The following is a 21,161-nucleotide window of genomic DNA, read 5'->3' on the forward strand; positions in this document are numbered from 1 at the left end:
ACCCCCGCGTGAACCACCCGCTCGCCAGCCTTGTTGGACCCCTCCGGTACGTGTGCCAGCGCGACTTCGCGATGCTGGCCACGGTGAAGTCGTTGCGCCCGGTGTTGGAGCGCGCGCTTGCCGGGGCCAGTGGCGTGGATGCACGGGCACTGGACCACTTGAGGGCCGCGCTGCCCGACGTGGACCACGCCATGCCCGAGCGCCGCAAGGCCGCGCTGCGGCGAGTCGTGGCCGGGCTGAAGGTCAGCGGGGTGGAGCTGCCCGCGGAGCTGCACGGCGTGACGATGGAGGGCGCGGTTCCGGCTCGGCCGAGGTCCACGCAGGGCGCTCCGGTGGGCGCGGGAGGCACGACGCCCCCGGGGTATGTGCCGCCCTGGAAGTCGGCGGAGCCACTGCCCACGTCGGGCCCGCGGCCGGACGCGCCTCGAGGACCGGCTTCGCGTGGAGCCCCGGCCTCTGCGCGCGGAGGCGGCGTTGATGGCCCCATGCCGCGCATGAGCCCTGATGGGCCGCGGGGACGTCAGGTCGGAATGGACTCGGATCCCCTTCCTGCCCGTCCACCGCGGATGGCGCCGACGACGCGGCCTCCGCAGTCGAACGTCGCCGCGCCGCAGCCCGCCAACGAGCGGCCGGGTGCGCCGTCGTCTCGGGCGAAGCCGGGTCTCCGTCAGGCCGCGCTCGACACGGGGCCAGAGGCGGTTCCCGGAGCGAAGACGCGCAAGGAGAAGGCTCAGCGAAAGAAGAAGCGGGCGGTCGCGGCGGAGGCCTCTCGCTCCGAGGCGAAGCTCCTCTCCATCGCGCCGCGCTCCGGGCCGCTGTCGGCGCCGCTGAAGACGCTGGGCAAGCGGCTGGGGCCCAGGCTCGTCTCGGCGCTCGACAAGAAGGGGCTGCGCCGCATGGGCGACATCCTCTTCATGCTGCCGCGCTGCTACGAGGACCGCCGCCAGTTGCGCACCATCGCCGAGCTGGAGCCCGGCGAGCGAGGCGTCACGGTGGGCATCGTCAAGGTGGCCGACTTCGTGGCGGGCCGTCAGGGCCGGCGCATGTTCCGCGCCGTCGTGGGGGACCGATCGGGCAGCATCGCCGCCACGTACTTCAATGCGGGCCCCTGGTTGAAGAGCCGGTTCACCGTGGGCAAGCGCATCGTCCTCTCCGGCGAGGTTCGCGCCACCATGACGGGCCGGGAGATGCCCCATCCGGAAATCGAACCGGCGGAGGACCTCGAGTCCACGACGTCGGTCCATTTCAACCGCATCGTCCCCGTGTATCCGGGCTTCGAGCGCGGTGAGCAGCGCTCCTTCCGCGAGCTGACCTCCCGCGTGGGCGAGCAGTACGCGCACGAACTGGATGACCCGCTGCCCGCCGACCTGCGCCGTCGCTTGGACTTGATGGGCCTGCCGGACGCGCTGCGCTTCATCCACTTCCCGCCAGGGGACGCGGACCTGGAGGCGCTCGACGCGCACCAGAGCCCCGCGCACCGGCGGCTCGCCTTCGACGAGCTGTTCTTCCTCCAACTGGGCATGGCGCTCAAGCGGCAGGGCGTGAAGGCGGAGGTCGGCATCTCCTTCGACGTGTCCGAGCCCCGGCTGGCGAAGGCGCGCAACGCGCTGCCGTTCCAACTCACCGGCGCGCAGGCGCGGGTGGTGGAGGAACTCTGCTGGGACATGGCGCGCCCGGAGCCCATGAACCGGCTGGTCCAGGGAGACGTGGGCAGCGGCAAGACGGCGGTGGCCATGGTCTCCGCCCTCATCGCGCTGCAGGCCGGCTACCAGGTGGCCGTCATGGCGCCCACGGAAATCCTCGCTGAGCAGCACGAGCGCAACTTCCGCAAGGTGATGGAGCCGCTGGGCTACCGCGTGGGGCTGGTGAGCGCGGCGGGCACGGCGAAGGCCAAGCGCCAGGTGCGCGAGGCCGTGGCCCGAGGCGAAGTTCATCTGGCCGTGGGCACGCACGCGCTGCTTCAGGCAGACGTCTCCTTCGAACGCCTGGGCCTGGTCGTCATCGACGAACAGCACCGCTTCGGCGTGCTCCAGCGTCACACGCTGATGAGCAAGGGGCCCAAGCCGGATGTGCTGGTGATGACGGCCACGCCCATTCCCCGCACGCTGGCCATGACGCTGTACGGCGACCTGGACTTGTCCGTCATCGACCAGCTTCCGCCGGGCCGCACGCCCATTCAAACGCGGGTGTTCAACGACAAGCAGCGCGCGCTCGTTTATGAGTCCGTGGGCGCGCAGCTGGCCAAGGGGCACCAGGCCTACGTCGTCTACCCGCTGGTGGAGGAGTCGGAGAAGCTGGACCTGGAGGACGCCACGCGCGGCGTGGAGAAGCTCCGGAAGGTGTTCCCCGACGCGAACGTGGGGCTGCTGCACGGGCGGATGAAGGCGGAGGAGAAGGACTCCGTCATGGAGGACTTCCGCGAGAAGCGCCTGCACCTGCTCGTCTGCACCACGGTGGTGGAGGTGGGCGTGGATGTGCCCAACGCCTCCGTGATGGTGGTGGAATCCGCCGAGCGCTTCGGCCTGTCACAGCTTCACCAGCTCCGGGGCCGGGTGGGGCGCGGCGCGGCGGCGAGCTTCTGCCACCTGGTGGCCGGAAGCGCCCGCTCCTGGGAGTCCGCCGAGCGCCTGACGGTGATGGAGCAGAGCAGCGACGGCTTCGTCATCGCGGAGAAGGACCTGGAGATTCGAGGCCCGGGTGAATTCCTGGGCACGCGCCAGAGTGGCCTGCCCGAGCTGGCGGTGGCCAACCTGGCGCGGGATGGCGACCTGCTCTCCATGGCGCAGTCCGAGGCCCGGCGCATCCTGGAGAAGGACCCGGACATGAAGGCGAAGGAGAACCAGGGCCTCGTGAAGGCGCTCGAGGAACGCTGGGAAGGGCGGCTCGCGCTCGCGCGGGTGGGTTAAGGCGCCTGTCATGACTAGGCTAGGGGCATGGGGGACTGGGGAAGGGCCGACTACCTGTCGCGGCACGGCATCAAGGACGCGCGAGTCCTGGAGGCCATCGCTCGGCTGAACCGCGCGGACTTCGTGCCGGAGGGCCTGCGCGAAGAGGCGAGCGCGGACTCGCCGCTGCCCATCGGGCATGGTCAGACCATCAGTCAGCCCTACGTCGTGGCGCTGATGACGGAGGCGCTCCAGCTCCAGGGGGACGAGCGCGTCCTCGAAATCGGCACCGGCTCGGGCTACCAGACGGCGCTGCTGTCTCTGCTGTGCAGAGAAGTCTACTCCGTGGAAATCGTCCCCGAGCTGGCCCAATCGGCGCGAGAGGTGTTGGGGCGGCAGGGCTTCGAAAACGTCTCGTTCCGGGAAGGAGACGGCTCGCTGGGCTGGCCGGACCAGGCGCCCTTCGACGCCATCCTCGCCGCCGCGGCGCCACCAGACGTTCCGCTTCAGCTCCTTTCTCAGCTCAAGCCGGGCGGACGCATGCTCATTCCGGTGGGGCCCCAGGGGGGCACCCAGCAACTGCTGCGCATCCAGCGCGCCCTCCGGCCCGGAGAGGTGCCCCAGGTGGAGTCCCTGCTGCTGGTTCGCTTCGTTCCCATGACGGGGCAGCCGCTCTCTCAGGGGTGACATCCTGGGCTCGGGTGGCTCCTGACCCAGCGAGGCGGGAGACAGGCTCTCTGTCCGCTTGCTCGCCATGTCGGCGGCGGCCCGCTAACGTTCGCACATCATGATTATCTGTCCGCTCTGCGACCACGTTCAGCCCGAAGGGACGGAGTGCGACGTCTGCGGCAAGCGGTTCCCCGCGGCCGTGGCGGAGACCGCGCCCATCGCGACGTTGCCGGAGCTGGAAGTGACACCGCATGCCGGAGGCCGCGCGCCGGTGGACGCGGCTGTGTTGCCAGACCTGGACGTGACGCGGCTCCGTTCCGGGCCAGATCTGCCGGCGCAGGTGGTTCCCGACCTGCAGCTGACACGCGCCAGGGACATGGGGGCCGTTCCGGTGACGCCCATGTCCGAGCTGGACACCGGACGTGCCCCGGACGACGGCGTGCGCACCGCCGCGCCGACGGGCGCCGTCGTCTGCCGTTACTGCCGCAACACCCAGGCGGCGGGGCTGCTCTGCGACAACTGCGGCATGCGCCTGCCTCGGGCGAAGCTCCCCGTGGCAGCGGCGCCTGGAAGACCTTCTGGCGACGACGATGGCTGGCGCTCTTGCGCATCGTGTCATACTCGCGTGCGGCCCGGTAAGGCCTGTCCGGAGTGTGGCACGCGGGCACAGGAGGAGGCATGAGCGAGGAGTCGGCTTCGGAGTTCCGCGCGGAGTACGCGTGCAGTGAGGGCTGTGACTTTCGCGCCTCGCTGATGGACGTGGTGTACCGGTGCCCGCGCTGCGGCGGCCTGCTGGAAGTCGCGCACGACGTGAAGGCCCTGAGCACGGTATCCGCGGCGGAATGGAAGCGCCGTTTCGAGACGCGCTTCGGCTCCGCGCGCCTGCCGGATGGCTCGGGCGTGTGGGGCAAGCGGGAGTGGGCGTATCCGCAGCTGCCGGCGGAGGACATCGTCTCGCTCGGCGAGGGCCGCGTGCCACTCAAGCCGTTGCCGCGCATGGCGGCGGAGCTGGGGCTGGCCGCGCTGGATTTGAAGGAGTGCGGCGTCTCGCCCACGGGCAGCTTCAAGGACTGGGGAATGACCGTCCTGGTCTCCGCGGTGAAGCACATGCGCGCCCGGGGCGTTCCGCTGCGCGCGGTGGCGTGTGCCTCCACGGGCGACACGTCCGCGGCGCTCTCCGCCTACTGCGCGGCGGCGGGGATTCCGGCGGTGGTGTTCCTTCCGCGCGACAAGGTGTCGCTCGCGCAGCTCGTGCAGCCCATTGCCAATGGGGCGCGGGTGCTGTCGCTGGACACGGACTTCGACGGCTGCATGAAGCTGGTGCAGGCGGTGACGGCGGACACGGGGCTGTACCTGGCCAACTCGATGAACTCGCTGCGCATCGAAGGCCAGAAGATGGTCGCCGTGGAGCTCTGCCAGGACCTTGGCTGGGAGCCGCCGGACTGGGTGGTGATTCCCGGCGGCAACCTGGGCAACGCCAGCGCCCTGGGCAAGGGCTTCGAGCTGATGCTGTCGCTGGGGCTCATCACCCGCCGGCCGCGCATCGCCGTGGCGCAGGCCCAGAAGGCGAACCCGCTGGCGCGCTCGTTCCGGGGCGGCTTCCAGGAGCTGGTGCCCCTGCAGGCCGAGCCCACGCTGGCGTCGGCCATCCAGATTGGCAACCCGGTGTCCTTCAAGCGCGCGGTGAAGGTGCTCAAGGCGTTCGACGGCGTGGTGGAGGACGCCAGCGAGTCCGAGCTGGCCAACGCCGCCGCGCGCGCGGACCGTGAGGGGACCTTCACCTGTCCGCACACGGGCGTGGCGCTGGCGGCGCTGGAGAAGTTGGTGGCGCAGGGCGTGATTGCCCGGGGCTCGCGCGTGGCGGTGGTGTCCACCGCGCACGGCTTGAAGTTCGCCGACTTCAAGGTGGGCTACCACCGCGGCTCGCTCGCGGAGGTGACGAGCCAGTTCGCCAACCCACCGATGGAGCTGCCCGCGACGCTGGACGCGGTGACGGGTGCGCTGGCGGACCTGGGCTGAACCACGGGCCCGGTCCGCCCGGCGAGGGGCGCGTCAGTCCGGCTGGAGCGGGACGCGCTTCTCGATGGTGAGGCCGAAGCCCGCGAGCCCGCGGTAGGTGATGTCCGAGTTGGTCATCACCTGGAGCGTGCGGACGCCCAGGTCATTGAGAATCTGGCAGCCCATGCCCAGGTCGCGCGACTCCTGCGGGCCGCGCGTGGGGCCGCTGCTGCCGTCGGTGTTGCGCTTGTGGTGGATGCCGAAGTCGTCCCCGTGCATGCCGGGCAGGTACACCAGCACGCCGGAGCCCTCGCGGGCGATGCGCGCCAGCGCCTGGTCCAGCAGCACGTTGCAGTTGCACGACGGGGAGCCGAACACGTCGCCCAGGGCGCAGGCGGCGTGCAGGCGCACCAGGGCGCTGGGCCGCGACGCCGGGTCGCCCTTCACCAGGACCAGGGACTTCACGCCGTCGGGGAGCCAGGAATAGGTGAGGGCGGTGAACTCACCGTACCGGGTGGTGACGGTGTGCTGGCCGGGCTCGCGGCGCACCAGCCGGTCCTTGCGGCGGCGGTACTCGATGAGGTCCGCGATGGTGATGAGCGACAGCTTGTGCTCGCGGGCGAAGACCTTGAGGTCCGGCATCCGCATCATGGTGCCGTCGTCCTTCACCAGCTCGCAGAGGATGCCGGAGGCGGACAGGCCGGCGAGGCGGGACAGGTCCACGGTGGCCTCGGTGTGGCCGGCCCGGCGGAGGACGCCGCCCTCGCGGTAGCGGAGCGGGAAGATGTGCCCGGGGCGCAGGAAGTCATCGGCCTTGCTGGAGGGGTCCACCAGGGCGCGGATGGTCTTCGCGCGGTCCGCCGCGGATACGCCCGTATGGGTGCCGTGGCGGTAGTCCACGGAGACGGTGAAGGCGGTTCGGTGGGATTCGGTGTTATCCGACACCATCTGCGGGAGGTGGAGCTCGTCCAGCCGCTCCGCCAGCATGGGCATGCAGACGATGCCGCTGGTGTGGCGCACCATGAAGGCCAGGTGCTCGGGCGTCACCTTCTCCGCGGCCATGATGAGGTCGCCCTCGTTCTCACGGTCCTCGTCGTCGGCGACGATGACGAACTTGCCCTCCTGAATGTCACGGATGGCGTCGTCGATGGAGGAGATCTCGCTGTCGTGACTCATGGAGGTTTCGGTCCGGGCGGAGGGCTGCATGAGTCGCGCATGTAGCGTGGGCGAGGGTGGCTCGCAAGCCAACCGGTAGCCGGGCGCATGTGGGGATGATGGCGGGGATGAGGTGGGCAAGGGGCCGTTGGAGGGCCTAGGACCGGCCGGTGGGTAGGTGCCGACTCGACGCGACGGGCGCAGTGATGTAGGGTGTTTGGCGCCGTGATGACTTCCAATACCCAGGAACTCCGGGCTCGGCTCGACCAGCTCCAGGCCAATCTGTCCACCCGTGAGAGCACGACGCGCTTCGCCCATGCGGGCGTGTCCACCGTCATCGCCACCCTGGTGGGTGGGGCGTCGGGCAAGCTCTTCTACGATTCTCTTCGCACGCCCCTGCTGGCGTGGGCGGCGGCCCTGGTGTCCGTGTCGCTGCTCGTCTACGCCTTCATCAGCTACCGCGCGGGTCGGAAGGTCCTGGTGGATGAGCTGAAGCAATACGAGTCGATGCTGGCCCTGCGCAGCGAGCTGCGGCTGGACGACCCCTCGGCGCTGCTTCCCCGGTGAGCGCCGCACGGAAGAAGGCCTCCGCGCGCCGTCCAGGGCGTTTCATCGTCCTGGAGGGACTGGATGGGGCTGGTACCACGACGCAGGTGGAGCGGCTCGCAGCGGCCTTGCGTGCGGAGGGGCACTCGGTGCTGACCACACGGGAGCCGTCTGACGGCCCCGTGGGGACGATGATTCGGCAGGCGCTCACGGGCCGGTTGGGGCTGCCCGGTGGGGCGGGCCCGCTGGCGCCGGAGACGCTGGCGTTGCTGTTCGCCGCGGACCGGACGGACCACCTCACGGCCCGGGTGCTCCCGGCGCTGGCGGCGGGCCAGATTGTCCTGTGTGACCGCTACGTCCTGTCGTCCCTGGCCTACCAAGGCGCGTCGCTGCCCATGGAATGGGTGGAGGCGGTGAATGCGTGCGCGGTGTCGCCGGACCTGACGCTGTTCGTCGGCGTGGCGCCAGAGGTGGCGGCACGGCGCCGCAAGGCACGCGGCGGGGCGGCGGAGCTGTTCGAGGCGGACGAGGCACAGCGGCGGATTGCGAAGCAGTACGTGGCCGCCATCCGCCGCCGGGAGAAGCACGAGCGCATCGTCCACATCGACGGCGAGCAGGGCATCGAGGCCGTGACGGCCGCGTCGTTGGTAGAGATTCGCAAGCTGCTGGCCCGCAAGCGCTGAACCGTCTGGGGCGGTATTCCCCGCCCGGCGGCGCCTTGTCTTGGATGTCGTCAGCGGTTGCGGGAGGACCGCATGGCGTCCGCCCGCTGCCATCCGCCGCGTGGCGGATGGCGCGCTCTTGAATCCGGCGGGGCGGCGGTCAGAGGTCCAGCCGCCTCAGCCGCAGGGCATTGGCGATGACGGAGACGGACGAGAAGCTCATCGCCGCGCTGGCAATCATGGGGCTCAGCAGCAGTCCGAAGAACGGGTAGAGGACTCCCGCCGCGATGGGGACGCCGAGCACGTTGTAGATGAACGCGAAGAAGAGGTTCTGGCGGATGTTGTGCACGGTGCCCCGGCTCAGGTGCCGGGCGCGGACGATGCCACGGAGGTCACCCTTCACCAGCGTGACGGCGGCGCTCTCCATGGCGATGTCTGTGCCCGTGCCCATGGCGATGCCCACGTTGGCCTGGGCGAGCGCGGGCGCGTCGTTCACCCCGTCTCCGGCCATGGCCACCACGTGCCCTTCGGCCTGGAGGCGCTTCACCATCGCGTTCTTCTCCTCGGGGCGCACCTCCGCGTGGACTTCATCGATGCCCAGGCGCCGGGCCACCGCCTCCGCCGTCGTCCGGCTGTCACCCGTGAGCATCACGAGGCGCAGCCCATCGGCACGGAGCTGCTGAACGGCTTCGGGGGTGCTGGCCTTCACCGGGTCGGCCACGCCCAGCAGCCCGGCCGGCTTGCCGTCCACGGCGACGAACATCACCGTCTGCCCTTCCCGCCGCAGGGCCTCCGCCCTCTCCAGGAACGCCCCTGCCTCGATGCCGAGTCCCTCGAGCAGCCGGGCATTCCCGAGCGCCACCTGCGCACCATCCACACGCCCCGTCACGCCCTGGCCCGTCACGGACTTGAAGCCGTGCGTCTCAGTGAGGACGGCACCCCGTGCCTCCGCGCCCTTCACGATTGCGGACGCGAGCGGGTGCTCGCTCCCGCGCTCGATGCTGCCGGCCAGGTGAAGCAGCCGCGCCTCGTCGAAACCGGTGGCGGCCACCACCGTGGTGAGGCTCGGCCTGCCCTCGGTGAGGGTGCCCGTCTTGTCGACGACGAGGGTGTCCACCTTCGCCAGTTCCTCGAGTGCCGCCGCGTCCCGGATGAGGACGCCGGCCTGCGCGCCACGCCCCATGCCCACCACGATGGAGATGGGAGTGGCCAGGCCCAGGGCACACGGGCACGCGATGATGAGGACGGCCACGGCGTTGACCAGCGCGTGGGCGAGCCGGGGCTCTGGTCCCCACATGCCCCAGATGAACGCCGTCAGGACTGCGATGACCACCACCGCGGGCACGAACCACCCGGAGACGGTGTCGGCCAGACGCTGGATGGGGGCCCGGCTGCGCTGGGCCTCGGCCACCCGCTGTACGATTTGAGCGAGGAGCGTGTCGCGGCCGACACGCTCGGCCCGCATCACGAAGCCGCCGGTGCCGTTGACCGTCCCTCCTGTCACCCGGCTGCCAGGTGTCTTCTCGGAGGGAATCGGCTCACCCGTCACCATGGACTCGTCCACGGCGCTCTCGCCCTCAAGGACCACGCCATCCACGGGCACCTTTTCGCCCGGTCGGACGCGGAGGCGGTCACCCACGTGGACCCCGTCCAGCGCCACGTCCTCTTCGCGCCCGTCCTCGCGCAGCAGCCGCGCCGTCTTCGGAGCCAGCCCGAGCAGCGCCTTCAAGGCTCCCGAGGTGGCATGGCGGGCCCGGAGCTCCAGCACCTGCCCCAGCAGCACCAGCGTGGTGATGACCGCCGCGGCCTCGAAGTACAAGGGCACGTGGCCACCGTGGCCGGTGAAGGCGTGCGGCAGGAGGCCGGGGAAGAAGGTGGCGAAGACGCTGAAGCCGTAGGCGGCGCCCGTCCCAAGGGCAATCAGCGTGAACATGTTGAGGTGCCGGTTGCGCACCGACGCCCAGCCCCGCTGGAAGAAGGGCCAGCCCCCCCACAGCACCACGGGCGTCGCCAGGGCGAACTGCACCCAGGCCATGAGCGGCCCTGGGATGAGGCGCTGGACGGGCTGGCCCGGAATCATCTCGGACATGCCCAGTACGAACACAGGGAGCGAGAGGACGACGCTCACCCAGAAGCGCCGCCGCATGTCGAGGTACTCCGGGTCGGGCGCGTCCTCGAGGGTGACGGTCCGTGGCTCCAGGGCCATGCCGCAGATTGGGCACGCCCCAGGCTCGGGGCGCACGATTTGCGGGTGCATCGGGCAGACGTACTCGGTGCGCGTCTGGAGGACCGGCTGCTCGGGATCGAGGGCCATGCCGCACTTGGGGCAGGCGCCGGGATGGTCCTGGCGCACCTCCGGATCCATCGGGCAGATGTACATGGTGCCCGCGGGGGCAGGCTCCTGCGGCTGGGGCTTGGGCGCGAGGTACTTCTGTGGCTCCGCCGTGAACTTCTCGCGGCACTTCGGGCTGCAGAAGAAGTACGTGTGCCCCTCGTGCACGTGGCTGCCGCCCTTCGGTGCCTGGGGATCCACGAACATGCCGCAGACGGGGTCCTTCGCCTTGCCCTCCGGCAGGTGCGGAGGGTGGTGCCCGGTGTGAGCTACTGGGGGGAGATGGGTCGTCATCGTCGCGCTTCCTTTTGCCGGGGATCACGAAGCACCCCGTTGCTTCTTACAGTTCCGAGCGAATCGGCCTGTCGCCCGAAGCGGACCCATGGCTGGCTGCCAGGAATGCACTCAGGGCGAACCCGTGTGGCTCGTCAGCTCGGGTATCAAGCAACCCCGAGGCCAGCCGCGCCGACGGGCAAGTTCCGAGATTGACTCGGGCGTGCCTCCGTCTGGCGTAACCCGCGCTGTTACACCCGGATGAGATAGGTCACACCCGGCTTGTGCGGTGACGGCGACGGGCTCGTGGCGGCCATCCGCGCGGCGGTGGAGGCGGTGGTTCGCCGCCTCCAGTCGTGAGTGCGCCCATGCCCGCTACGGTTGACTGCCGTACCAGGACTTGCGCCACTCAATCAGCTGACCGATTTCCTGCGTCTGCGCGTCGATGATTCCGCGGGCAAGTGCGCGAATCTCCGCGTTGCTGGTCCGCCGAAGCGCGACGCTCGCCATCAGAATGGCACTTGAGTGGTGCGGCATCATCGAATCGATGAACGCCTTGTCGACGTCCGGTTGTCGCGCGAGCTCGGCGGTCATCAGCATGCCGCTGTTTTGCATCTCGGACTCGCTCATCATCGTCGGCACATCCGAGGAGCCGAAGTGGGCCTGCTTGAGGGTCTTCAGTTCCTCGATTTCTTGACGTTGGTCCTGAATCATTTTCGTGGCCAGCGCCCGGAGCTCCTGACGCGTGCCGCGTTGCTCCTCGACCATGGCCATCTCGGTGGCCATTTGGTGGTGCGCGGCCATCATGTCGATAAACCGCTCGTCGGAATAGTCGCCGTCCACGACGAGCCGCTCGGGGGCAACGTCACTGTCCATGGACATGCCCCCGTGCGACTCGTCATCTCCACACCCCGCTACCGCTGCGAGGAAGACGACCGCCAGGGCGCTGCATAGCATTGAGGATTTCATACGTTCACAGCCTCCAGGTCGGACGCCTGGCCTCCGTGGTGTGCCAAATGGCCAGGGCGTCCGCCGCGCCGGATGCTGTGCATGGAGGTGGCCTGCGGCACCTGTGAGCGGCGGGGTTACAGGCCACCTCACAGGGGGCGCCGCGGCAATCACCGCGTAACTCGAGACGGGTCAGTTCTCGCGGAAGACAAGTCCGTTGGGCTGGGTGCCCACGGTGAGCGTCTTCCGAACGGTGCGCGAGGCTACGTCGACGATGCTGAGCGTCCCCGCGGTCTGGTTGGTGATGAATGAGGTGGCGCCATCGGCGGAGAACGCGATGCCATGGGCTCCGGCGCCAGTGGCAAGTTCCCCCTGACGTGTCGTCGTGCCCGCGGCGAAGAAGATGACCTTGCCGTTGTCGGTGTCCGTCACCCAGAGGTCCCCATTGGGGGCCGTGGCGGCCATGGCCGGCGTGAAGCCCAGCGGATAGGTACGCGCCACATCGAGGGTGCTGGCGTCAATGCCGGTGAGGCTCTTGCCGTCCTCGTTGTCCACGTACATCAGGCCGTCGTTCCCCGGCCAGGCACCTACCGGGTTGGCCCCGACGGTCACCGTCTTCACCACCGCCTTGGTGGCCGCGTTGATGACGGAGACATTGTTGGAGTCGCCATTGGCGACGAAGGCATAGCGCCCGTCGTGGGAGAACGTCACCTCCGCGGGCATGTTGCCCACGTCAATCGTTTGCTTGGGCTCTAGCGTCTGGCTGTCGAGCACGACCACCGCGCCCGGATCCGCCATCAGGGCCGTCCACACCTCGGTGCCGTCCGGCGAGAAGGCGCCGTTGTGGGTCATCGCGTCGAACTGCCGCGTGGCCCGCGTCCTACCCGTCTTCGCGTCCAGCAGGAGGAGCTTGCCAGGCATGCTGTGGCCGCCGTGCCCGCCGCCGTGCCCGCCGCTCAGGTCCATGCCGGGGACCGCCACCACGAGCGAGCTCCGGTCCGGGCTGAGGCTGATGTGGTGGGGATAGGTCATGTCCTTCAATCGAAGGGTGCTGGTGACTTCCTGCCGCTCCACGTCAATGACGCTGAGGGAGTTGCTGCCACCATTCACGACGAACACTGCGTCCTTTTCGAGGACGGGGAACGTGTTCGAGTCCTGGTCGGCGCAGCCACTCATCGCCAGCGCAGTCAGGAAAGGCATCATCCACAGTGTCGGCTTCATGCGTTCCATATCGACGGTCCTCTCGGCGGAGTTACGTCGGCGGCATCTACATAGGCTGTGCCTTGTTGTGAATGCAGCTTGAGTGCATGTGTGTCTTAAGGTGACTCCTTGAAGTCATCGGAACGCAGGCCAAAGCGCTTGAGGAGCCGGTGGAGGCTCTCGCGCTCCATGCCCGCGCGTTCAGCAGCCCGCGTCACATTGCCCCCGAATTCCCGCAGCAGGGCGATGAGGTAATCGCGCGATGCACGGTCCCGCGCCAGGTCCACCGCCTCCCGGAAGGGCATCTTCACCAGATGGTCCGCGGGCAGTGCTCCCTGTTGTCCGCCCGTGACTTCAGGGGGGAGCGCGTCAGGGCCCACCCGGGAGCCAGTGGTGATGGCCACCGCGCGTTCAATGGCATTCTCTAGCTGGCGCACGTTGCCCGGCCAGCTGTACCCGGCGAGCGCACGCAACGCGTCCGGCTCCAGGCCATCCACCGGCTGCCGGTAGGTCTTCGCCGCCTTCTGTACGAAGTGCATGGCCAGCAGGGGGATGTCCTCGCGCCGCTCCCGCAGGGACGGCAGATGCACCGGGAAGACATTGAGCCGGTAGTAGAGGTCTTCGCGGAAGCGGCCCGCGGTCACTTCGGCCTTGAGGTCGCGGTGGGTGGCGGTGATGACGCGCGCGTCGATGCGGCGCGCAACCGCGTCTCCGACACGGCGCACCTCCTTGTCCTGGAGCGTGCGGTTGAGCTTCACCTGGACGGACAGGGGCAACTCTCCAATCTCGTCCAGGAAGATGGTCCCCCCGGAGGCTGCCTCGAAGAGACCGGCCTTGGTCTCTACCGCGCCGGTGAAGGCGCCCCGGGCGTGACCGAACAGCTCGCTCTCGATGAGTTCGGAGGGCAGCGCGCCGCAGTTGACCGCAATGAAGGGCCGGTCCTTGCGTGGGCCGTGGTGGTGGATGGCCCGCGCCACCAGCTCCTTGCCCGTCCCCGTCTCCCCGGTGATGAGGACCGTGATGTCCAGCTGGGAGGCGCGCTCCAGCAGGCCGTAGAGCGCACGCATGGGCGCGCTCCTGCCAATGATGTTCTGGAAGCTGTAGATGCCCTCCAACTCGCGCCGCAGTGAGGCGGCCTGCTCCTTGAGCCGCTTGCGCTCGATGGCGCGGGCTACCACCAGGGACGCCTCGTCCGGGTCAAAGGGCTTGGGCAGGTAGTCATAGGCCCCCTCCTTGATGGCCTCGACCGCCTTGGGGACGGAGGCGTACGCCGTCATCAGGATGACCTCGGTGGTGGGCGAGTGCTGCTTGACGGCCTTGAGCACCTCGAAGCCGTCCGCTCCCGGCATTCGGATGTCCGTCACCACCACGTCGAATGGTTGCGTCTGGATGAGGGAGAGTGCACGGCCTCCGTCTTCAGCCGTCCTCACCTGATACGCGTCACCGAGTATGCGGGTGATGAGGTGGCGCATGTTCTCCTTGTCGTCGACAACGAGAACACTCGGTCTGTCCGTCACGGCGTACTCCGGGGGAGATGCAGGGTGAATTCCGCACCACGTCCAGGCAGGTTGCGCGGCTGGATGCGGCCACCATGGGCCTGGGCGATGGCCTGCGACACCGCCAACCCCAGGCCGGTGCCTTGGGGTTTGGTGGTGAAGAAGGGCTCGAACATCCGCTTCTGTGCCTCGGGAGAGAGGCCGGGCCCGCTGTCGCGGAATGAAAGCGCCACCTCGCCTTCGTGGGCGTGGATGGCCACTGTCACCTGTCCCGAGGGACCCGCGGCCTCCATGGCGTTCTTGACCAGGTTCGTGACCACCTGCCGCAGCCGCTGCGGATGCCCTGCCACCTGGGCTTCGCCTTCCACCGTCAGGGATGCCGCGGAGTGCTGGGCGGACTCCTGCAGCCGGGAGACGACTTCCTCTACCAGCTCTCGCAGCTCCAGCGTCTCGCCCGGGACCTGGAGTGGCCGCGACAGGTCGAGCATCCCCTCCACGATGTCACGGCAGCGCAGCGTCTCCTGTTCGATGATGCGCAGGTCGTCCGCGAGCGCACCCTCCGCCTTGCGCTGAAGCAGGCGCACGTAGCCGAGGATGACCCCCAGGGGATTGTTGATTTCATGCGCCACACCCGCCGCCAGGCGGCCGATGCCCGCCAGCCGCTCGCTTTGAACCAGGCGCTCCTGGTGCTCACGTAGCGCGGCGGTCATCCGGTTGAACTGCTGCGCCAGCCTTCCGAACTCATCCGGGCGGTCCAGCGCGATGCGAGTCATGAGGTCGCCCGCGGCGATACGGGCCGCGCCGGCCTCCAGCAGCGAGACCGGGCGGGCCACCGAGCGGCCGATGTAGAGGCCTACGCCCGCCGCGAGCAGGGCTGCAGCGGCCAGGATGGCGACCGTCCACTGGAAGCTGGCGTGCTGGACCGTGCTCGCGTGCTCCTCGAAGTTGCCAATGGCGCGCTCGTAGTGCGAGGCCAGGGTGTCCGCGCTCTCCTGGATGACGTCGACCAGTTCCAGGGCCCTGGCGTGTTCACGGGCCGCGGTGGCATGGTCCTCGCGCAGCACGGCTGGCACGAGCGCCTCGCGGAAAAGCCGGTCCAGCTCCGTCGTGGTGCGGCGCATGGTCTCCACCTGGGCGCGTTCCTCGGAGGTGGTGGCCTGGGCTTGGACCGCTTCGAGCCGCTCCATGGCACGGTGATAGGCGCTGTCGTAGAGCGGCAGGTGGCTGGCGTTGCCGAGGATGACGGTGTGAGCCTGATGTGCGTAGAGGTCTCGCACCGAGGTCGCGAGCGACAGCGTGGTGCGCACGGCCGTTTCCTGCCGCCTCACGCTGTGCAGGGCCTCGTGGATCTCCGCCATGCCCTCGAGCGCGGCATAGGCTGCCGCGCCGAAGGCCAGGACGAGGAGCGAGAAGGCGTATAAGAGCCTGCGAGCGGTTCCGGACACGACATCCCCTGGCGAGCGAAGGTAGGGGTTTAGCAACAGGCAGGCCAATGTGGTGCGCGCTGCAAGTGGCTGAACTCATTCCTGGGCAGCGTTCCCTCATCGTTGCGAGAAAAGGGCCGGATGTGACCAGGCTGGTCACACTGTAATGGGCCGGGGGCTCGACTTCAGGTCTGGCGAGCGCGGCCCTTTCGGAATGGCGTGGCTCGCTTACTGGGAACCCTCTGCATGGACGTCCACGAGCGTCATCATCCCGGCCTCGGCGTGCTCTTGGATGTGGCAGTGGAGCATCCAGGCCCCCACGTCCTGCGGGAACATCGCCACATCCACCGTCTCCCTTGGACGAACCAGCACGGTGTCGCGCCAGTGTCCCTCGTCCACCGATGCACCATTGCGCGCCACCACGCGGAAGAACTGGCCATGCACGTGCATGGGGTGCAGGCGGGAGGACTCGTTGACGAAACGCAGCGTGGCCCATTGGTGGGCAGGGAGCCGGTAGACCTTGTGGTGCGGGGAGGCATGCTCCCCCTCGTGGTGGAACGCCTCGTCATTGATGGTCCACTCGATGCCGAAGGGGCCTCCCCGCCTCGCATTCAGCCGGAAGGTCTCCGCGGGTTGCAGTGCACGCGCTGGAGAGAGGTCAGGGCTCGGGGGTGGGGCAACTGCTGCCACTTCGGGCGGCCGCACGACCTCTCCAGACACCACCAGCGTTGCGAGAGGGAACGGCCTGCGTGTGAAGTGGTCCATCACCTCCAGGCGCTGGTCGCTCAGCGCCTCGGGAACGGTGAAGTCCAGGTCGACGCGGTTCCCTGGAGCGAGCTCCAAGCGGGAGGCCGGCAGCGGCCGGTCCGTGGCCAGCCCGTCGATCGCGATGACAGATGCGCCCAGCCCTTCGAAGGAAGGCGCGAACACGCGCCCGTTTGCAACGTTGACCATCCGCAGTCGCACCCGCTCGCCGGGCTGCAGCGGGACTTCTGGCTGGACAGCCCCGTTCACCGTGGAGACCTGCCCCCAGCGGCCGTCGTGCGCGAGGTCGTGGCGCGTATTGAATCGGCCATCAATCTGGCCACCCGCGTCGAGTCGCCAGTCGTCGAGCACCCAGACGAGCTCGCGTGAGAAAGGGCCGGGCTTCTGGTCCTCCACGATGAGCACACCGAACAGCCCTCGCTCGACTTGCTCGCTCCCGCGCAGGTGCGGGTGAAACCAGTAGGTTCCTGCGTCCTTCACTTTGAACTCATAGACGAAGGTTCCCCCAGGTGGGATGGGAGGCTGGGTCACCCCGGGCACGCCGTCCATTCCGTTCGGAAGCCGGATGCCGTGCCAGTGAATGGTCGTCGGCTGCGGCAGCTTGTTGGTGAATCGCACGCGAACCGTGTCGCCATGGGTAGCGCGAAGGGTGGGGCCGGGTACTTGGCCGTTGTAGGCCCAGACCTCCAGACTCCGGCCGTCCAGGAGCGGGAGGGCTGTTGGGGCCGCGACGAGCTCGAACTCGCGCACGCGGCCCGTGGACGGGATGTCTTCAGGGTAGGGCGGTGCCGCGCGCGGCTGCGGGAGCGTCGCCATGGCGGCATCCTCCTGGCCGAGGCCGACTGCCGCGAGCATTGCGAGGAGGGCAGCGAGAGCTGCCGCGATGAACCAGCGATTGCGATGCATGAAGCCTCTTCACGAATGATGGAAGGTGCGGGCGAGGAGGGGACCAGGCCGCCGTGGTGGTGTGGCCCGGCCCCGAGGCGCGCGACCTCGGTGCGCAGCCTGCCCGGAACGGCGATCTACTGGATGGTGACGAGCCCGCTGATGTGGTCCATCGCGCAGGCGTAGCGCAGCGTGCCCGACGCGCTGGGCGTGAACTCCACGGTCACCGGCGTGTCCATGGGGAGCGGCTTGTTGATGCCCAGGTCGGCCATGACGATTTCCGTGGCGCACGTCTTGGCCGTCTTGCGCGTGACCACGAGGCGGACGGGCTGCCCCGCCTTCACCTTCACGTCCGAGGGCTCGAAGCCCTTGGGGGTCACCGTGAGGTCCACGGTCTGGACCCCGTTCCTGGTGGCCGGGGCCGAGGCGGGCTTCTGCGCGGGCGCAGCGGCCTTCTTGGCCGTGCCTCCGTGCGCGGAATGCTCGCCGTGGCTGGCGTGCTCGCCGTGCTTGGCGTGCTCGCCGTGCTTGGCGTGCTCGTCACACGCGACCGCGGGGGCCGCGGCAATCAGGGGGAGTGCAGCAAGGAGTCCCATCAGGCTCTTCTTCATCGCTTGGTTGCTCCCAGAGTGAGGATGCCCTCGGGGACGTCCGGCATCCTGTGAAGTCGGTCCGCTGGAGCACAACGCGTGCCGAGGACTGAACGCGCCTGTTCATGCGGGGTTGCCGTGGCGCGGCGCCCGTCCGGAGTACCCAGATGGGTTTCGCTGTAACCGGCACGGTCACAGGTGGAGCGTGAAGCAGCGTCGTTCCACGGAGCCGTGAAGTGCCGTTCATGGCCGACACGCTGCGGGTGGCGCACGAGGCGCTGGCCACCGCGGCTGGACCTCTTCGCAGGTGTAAGCCTTTTGGGGGAGGCGCGTCAGTGGGGTGACCCGCTAGCTCGCGGGCAGGAGGAAGCCCCATGAATGCCGTTGAAGCAGCCTCGTCCCGGTCTCCCGCGGGCGCCCTGGAGCGGATGGACCTCGCCGTGTCGGGGATGACGTGCGCCGCATGCGCGCGCCGCGTGGAACGCACTCTGAGCGAGGTGGAGGGGGTCCAGGAGTGCAGCGTCAACTTCGCCACCCGCCGTGCCAGCGTACTCTTTGACGCTCGGGCCACGTCCGTCAGTGCACTGGCCGATGCGGTGGCCGACGCCGGCTATCGCGCTGAGGTGCCGCAGGCTTCCACCGCCGAAGAGACGGACGCCGCGGAGGAGCGAGGGCTCCGGCGCCGGCTCGCCGTGGCCGTGCTCTTCGGCTTGCCGGTGGTCGTGCTGGCCATGTCCCACGGAGCGCTCGACTTCACCGGTTCCACCTGGGGGCAGCTCGGCCTGACGCTGCCAGTCATGGCGTACAGCGGTGGTCCCATCTTCCGGGCGGCGTGGGCCGCGTTGCGGCACAGGTCGGCCGACATGAACGTCCTGGTGGCGCTCGGGACCGGCGCGGCTTTCATTTTCTCGGTGGTGGCCACCGTGTGGCCGACATTCATGGTCACCGGGGACCACGGAGGTCATGGTGGGCACGAAGCCGCACCTCCCATCTACTTCGAGGCGGCGGCCGCGGTGATTGCCTTCGTGCTGCTCGGCCGCTTCCTGGAGTCGCGAGCACGCACCCGGGCAGGGGATGCCATCCGGCGGCTTCAGGCGTTGGCCCCTTCCATCGCCACCGTGCTGGAGAATGGCGTCGAGCGAGAGGTTCCTCTCGCCGAGGTGCGGGTGGGGGACCGTGTGGTGGTGCGTCCGGGGCAGTCCATCCCCGTCGATGGCTCCGTCGTGGACGGGGCTTCCTCGGTGGACGAATCCATGCTCACGGGGGAAAGCCTGCCGGTGGAGAAGGCAGCGGGCGCGGAGGTCTTCGCCGGGACGATGAACGGTACGGGCCGCCTGGTCTTCAGCGCGGCCAAGGTGGGGAGTGACACCGCGCTCCAGCAGATTGTCCAGGTGGTGGAGCGGGCCCAGGGCACCAAGGCGCCCATCGCGCGCCTCGCGGACGTGGTGAGCGGCGTCTTCACTCCGGTAGTGCTGCTCATCGCCATCGCCACGTTCGCGGCCTGGTTCGTCCTTGCTCCCGAGGAGACGCGCCTGACGATGGCCCTGCTCAACGCGGTGGCCGTGCTGGTCATCGCTTGCCCGTGCGCCCTGGGCCTGGCCACGCCCGCGGCGCTCATGGTGGGGATGGGGCGGGGGGCGCAGCTCGGAGTGCTGGTGAAGAGCGCTGCTTCGTTGGAAGGAGCGAGCCGTATCGACACCGTGGTGCTCGACAAGACGGGAACGCTGACCCAGGGGCGCCCGGCGGTGGTCCGCGTCCTCACCGCGAGCGGCATGACGGAGGAGGAAGTGCTGACCCTCGCCGCCGCCGCCGAGTCGGCGAGCGAGCATCCGCTGGCCCGTGCCGTCCTGTCCGAGGCTGCCAACCGGGGCCTGAAGGTCGGCACGCCCGAGTCGTTCACCGCCACTCCGGGACATGGCGTGGAGGCCCAGGTTGGCGGGCGCAGGGTGCTCGTCGGCAGTCGTCGGATGCTGGACGGGCAAGGCGTGTCCGGGAGCGAGGACGCCGAGCGTGTGCTCACGGCGGACGGGCAGACGCCCGTGCTCGTCGCGGTGGACGGGCGCTGGGTCGGCGCCATCGGCATCGCGGATCCAGAGCGGGAGGAGGCCGCCACGGTGGTCCAAGCCCTGCGGAGCATGGGGCTGCACGTGGTGATGCTCACGGGCGACCATGAGGGACCGGCCGCACGGGTGGCGCGCGCTCTCGGCATCGACCGGGTCTTCGCCGGTGTCCTGCCGTCCGGCAAGGCGCACGTGGTGCGTACGCTCCAGGCGGAGGGACGGCGCGTGGCCATGGTGGGGGATGGCATCAACGACGCGCCGGCCTTGGCGGAGGCGGACCTCGGAGTTGCCATGGGGACGGGGACGGACGTGGCCCGGGATGCCGCGGGCGTCGCGCTGCTGCGCTCCGATTTGCGAGGACTGCCGGCGGCGCTCGGGCTGGCTCGCACCACGATGCGGGTCATCCGACAGAACCTGTTCTGGGCTTTCCTCTACAACGTGCTGGGCATCCCGGTCGCGGCGGGGTTGCTCTACGGCCTGACAGGCTGGCTGTTGTCACCGATGCTGGCGAGCGTGGCCATGTCCCTGTCGAGTGTGTCGGTGCTGCTCAACAGCCTACGTCTGCGGCGCCTGCGCCTGCCAGCGCCCCAGGCGGCCTGAGCCAGACCTTCCTCACGAAGTCTCCACTGCGCCACGGTCCTCCATTCGGGACCGTGGCGTTCGTGCATTCACGGCACCTGTAAGAGCCCGGCTCTTGGCCCGTCAACAGGGGTGAACGCGGTGGACATGAGGGCGCGACCTGCTCCCTGGCCTGCCGCGTGGAACCTGCGTCCAGGGAGAGAGCGTCATGTTGGATTCTATCGAAGTGGGAGTCGTCTCTGGCAGCGTGTTGGCCGCGGCGGCCACCGTCCTGTTCTTCTTCGGCCCGCGCCAGCGCACCCGGGCCCGGAGCGAGGTCGGCGGCGCGCAGGAAGTGGACCTGATGGTGGACGGCGGCTACCGCCCCGACCGCATCGTGGTGCGCGCGGGCGTGCCGGTGAAGCTCAACGTCCTGCGCACGGACCGCTCCACGTGCTCGGAGCAGTTCGTGCTCGGCGACCTCGGCGTCTCGCGCATCCTGCCCACCGGGCGCGTGGTGACCATCGACCTGCCCGCGCTCACGCCCGGCGCGTACGACTTCACCTGCGGCATGAGCATGCTGCGCGGCCGCCTCATCGCAGAGGTCTGAGCCCCGGGCCTGTAAGTCGCCAGCCCCTGCCACGTCCAAGGGCTGAAGCCGGTTACCTGCTCCGAAAGGAATCACATCTTGAAGAAGCTCATCGTCCTCTCCTTG

At 69.2% G+C, this 21,161-nt stretch carries 16 protein-coding genes; 8 read left to right on the top strand and 8 right to left on the bottom strand.

What is annotated here, in order from left to right:
* Nucleotides 1–8 precede the first annotated feature (8 nt).
* The 4 genes from recG to thrC all read left to right on the top strand — a co-directional run bounded on the left by recG (nucleotide 9) and on the right by thrC (nucleotide 5,573).
* Nucleotides 9–2,906 (top strand): ATP-dependent DNA helicase RecG, encoded by a 2,898-nt coding sequence (gene recG, locus F8M74_RS18730; protein ID WP_228559111.1) that lies wholly within the window; start codon nucleotides 9–11, stop codon nucleotides 2,904–2,906.
* A 27-nt stretch (nucleotides 2,907–2,933) separates the two neighbouring features.
* Nucleotides 2,934–3,572, top strand: a complete 639-nt coding sequence (locus F8M74_RS18735; RefSeq protein ID WP_141254121.1) for a protein-L-isoaspartate(D-aspartate) O-methyltransferase — start codon at nucleotides 2,934–2,936, stop codon at nucleotides 3,570–3,572.
* Nucleotides 3,573–3,672: 100 nt separating this feature from the next.
* Entirely contained in the window at nucleotides 3,673–4,236 is a 564-nt protein-coding gene (locus F8M74_RS18740) for a hypothetical protein (protein ID WP_141254122.1), read from the top strand.
* Complete coding sequence (thrC, locus tag F8M74_RS18745; RefSeq protein WP_141254124.1) at nucleotides 4,233–5,573, top strand: threonine synthase; 1,341 nt, start codon at nucleotides 4,233–4,235, stop codon at nucleotides 5,571–5,573. The genes F8M74_RS18740 and thrC overlap by 4 nt, the downstream gene beginning before the upstream one ends.
* A gap of 33 nt (nucleotides 5,574–5,606) precedes the next feature.
* On the opposite strand, the gene ribB is transcribed toward thrC, so the two are convergent.
* The gene (gene ribB / locus F8M74_RS18750) at nucleotides 5,607–6,758 is read right to left on the bottom strand and encodes a 3,4-dihydroxy-2-butanone-4-phosphate synthase (RefSeq protein WP_141254126.1); all 1,152 of its coding nucleotides are present in this window, start codon (nucleotides 6,756–6,758) and stop codon (nucleotides 5,607–5,609) included.
* 177 nt (nucleotides 6,759–6,935) lie between these two features.
* Here ribB and F8M74_RS18755 point away from each other — a divergent pair, with 177 nt between their 5' ends.
* Together F8M74_RS18755 and tmk are read left to right on the top strand one after the other, a co-directional pair.
* Nucleotides 6,936–7,274 (top strand): hypothetical protein, encoded by a 339-nt coding sequence (locus F8M74_RS18755; protein WP_216619628.1) that lies wholly within the window; start codon nucleotides 6,936–6,938, stop codon nucleotides 7,272–7,274.
* Complete coding sequence (gene tmk / locus F8M74_RS18760) at nucleotides 7,271–7,936, top strand: dTMP kinase (protein WP_141254127.1); 666 nt, start codon at nucleotides 7,271–7,273, stop codon at nucleotides 7,934–7,936. Before F8M74_RS18755 ends, tmk begins: the two co-directional genes overlap by 4 nt.
* 139 nt (nucleotides 7,937–8,075) lie before the next feature.
* Here tmk and F8M74_RS18765 read toward each other — a convergent pair whose 3' ends face one another.
* From F8M74_RS18765 to F8M74_RS18795, 7 genes are all read right to left on the bottom strand, one after another.
* Nucleotides 8,076–10,541 carry a heavy metal translocating P-type ATPase gene (locus tag F8M74_RS18765; protein WP_141254129.1) on the bottom strand — a complete coding sequence of 822 codons (2,466 nt, stop codon included), beginning with the start codon at nucleotides 10,539–10,541 and terminating at the stop codon, nucleotides 8,076–8,078.
* A gap of 354 nt (nucleotides 10,542–10,895) precedes the next feature.
* Nucleotides 10,896–11,489 carry a DUF305 domain-containing protein gene (locus F8M74_RS18770; RefSeq protein WP_228559115.1) on the bottom strand — a complete coding sequence of 198 codons (594 nt, stop codon included), beginning with the start codon at nucleotides 11,487–11,489 and terminating at the stop codon, nucleotides 10,896–10,898.
* 171 nt (nucleotides 11,490–11,660) lie between these two features.
* Entirely contained in the window at nucleotides 11,661–12,689 is a 1,029-nt protein-coding gene (locus tag F8M74_RS18775; RefSeq protein ID WP_228559117.1) for a PQQ-binding-like beta-propeller repeat protein, read from the bottom strand.
* Nucleotides 12,690–12,784: 95 nt separating this feature from the next.
* The gene (locus tag F8M74_RS18780; RefSeq protein ID WP_141254133.1) at nucleotides 12,785–14,185 is read right to left on the bottom strand and encodes a sigma-54 dependent transcriptional regulator; all 1,401 of its coding nucleotides are present in this window, start codon (nucleotides 14,183–14,185) and stop codon (nucleotides 12,785–12,787) included.
* On the bottom strand, nucleotides 14,182–15,609 hold the full coding sequence (locus tag F8M74_RS18785; RefSeq protein ID WP_141254135.1) for a sensor histidine kinase: 1,428 nt from the start codon (nucleotides 15,607–15,609) through the stop codon (nucleotides 14,182–14,184). The genes F8M74_RS18780 and F8M74_RS18785 overlap by 4 nt, the downstream gene beginning before the upstream one ends.
* Before the next feature lie 207 nt (nucleotides 15,610–15,816).
* Nucleotides 15,817–17,169: a multicopper oxidase family protein gene (locus F8M74_RS18790; RefSeq protein ID WP_228559119.1), complete on the bottom strand. Its 1,353-nt coding sequence runs from the start codon at nucleotides 17,167–17,169 to the stop codon at nucleotides 15,817–15,819.
* A 206-nt stretch (nucleotides 17,170–17,375) separates the two neighbouring features.
* On the bottom strand, nucleotides 17,376–17,849 hold the full coding sequence (locus F8M74_RS18795; RefSeq protein WP_141254138.1) for a cupredoxin domain-containing protein: 474 nt from the start codon (nucleotides 17,847–17,849) through the stop codon (nucleotides 17,376–17,378).
* Between the two features lie 353 nt (nucleotides 17,850–18,202).
* On the opposite strand from F8M74_RS18795, the gene F8M74_RS18800 reads away from it, so the two are divergent.
* Together F8M74_RS18800 and F8M74_RS18805 are read left to right on the top strand one after the other, a co-directional pair.
* Complete coding sequence (locus F8M74_RS18800; protein ID WP_141254140.1) at nucleotides 18,203–20,488, top strand: cation-translocating P-type ATPase; 2,286 nt, start codon at nucleotides 18,203–18,205, stop codon at nucleotides 20,486–20,488.
* A gap of 187 nt (nucleotides 20,489–20,675) precedes the next feature.
* Nucleotides 20,676–21,056 carry a cupredoxin domain-containing protein gene (locus tag F8M74_RS18805; RefSeq protein ID WP_141254142.1) on the top strand — a complete coding sequence of 127 codons (381 nt, stop codon included), beginning with the start codon at nucleotides 20,676–20,678 and terminating at the stop codon, nucleotides 21,054–21,056.
* Nucleotides 21,057–21,161: the final 105 nt, after the last annotated feature.

It is taken from the genome of Myxococcus sp. CA023 (genome assembly GCF_010998615.1).
Lineage (GTDB): Bacteria > Myxococcota > Myxococcia > Myxococcales > Myxococcaceae > Myxococcus.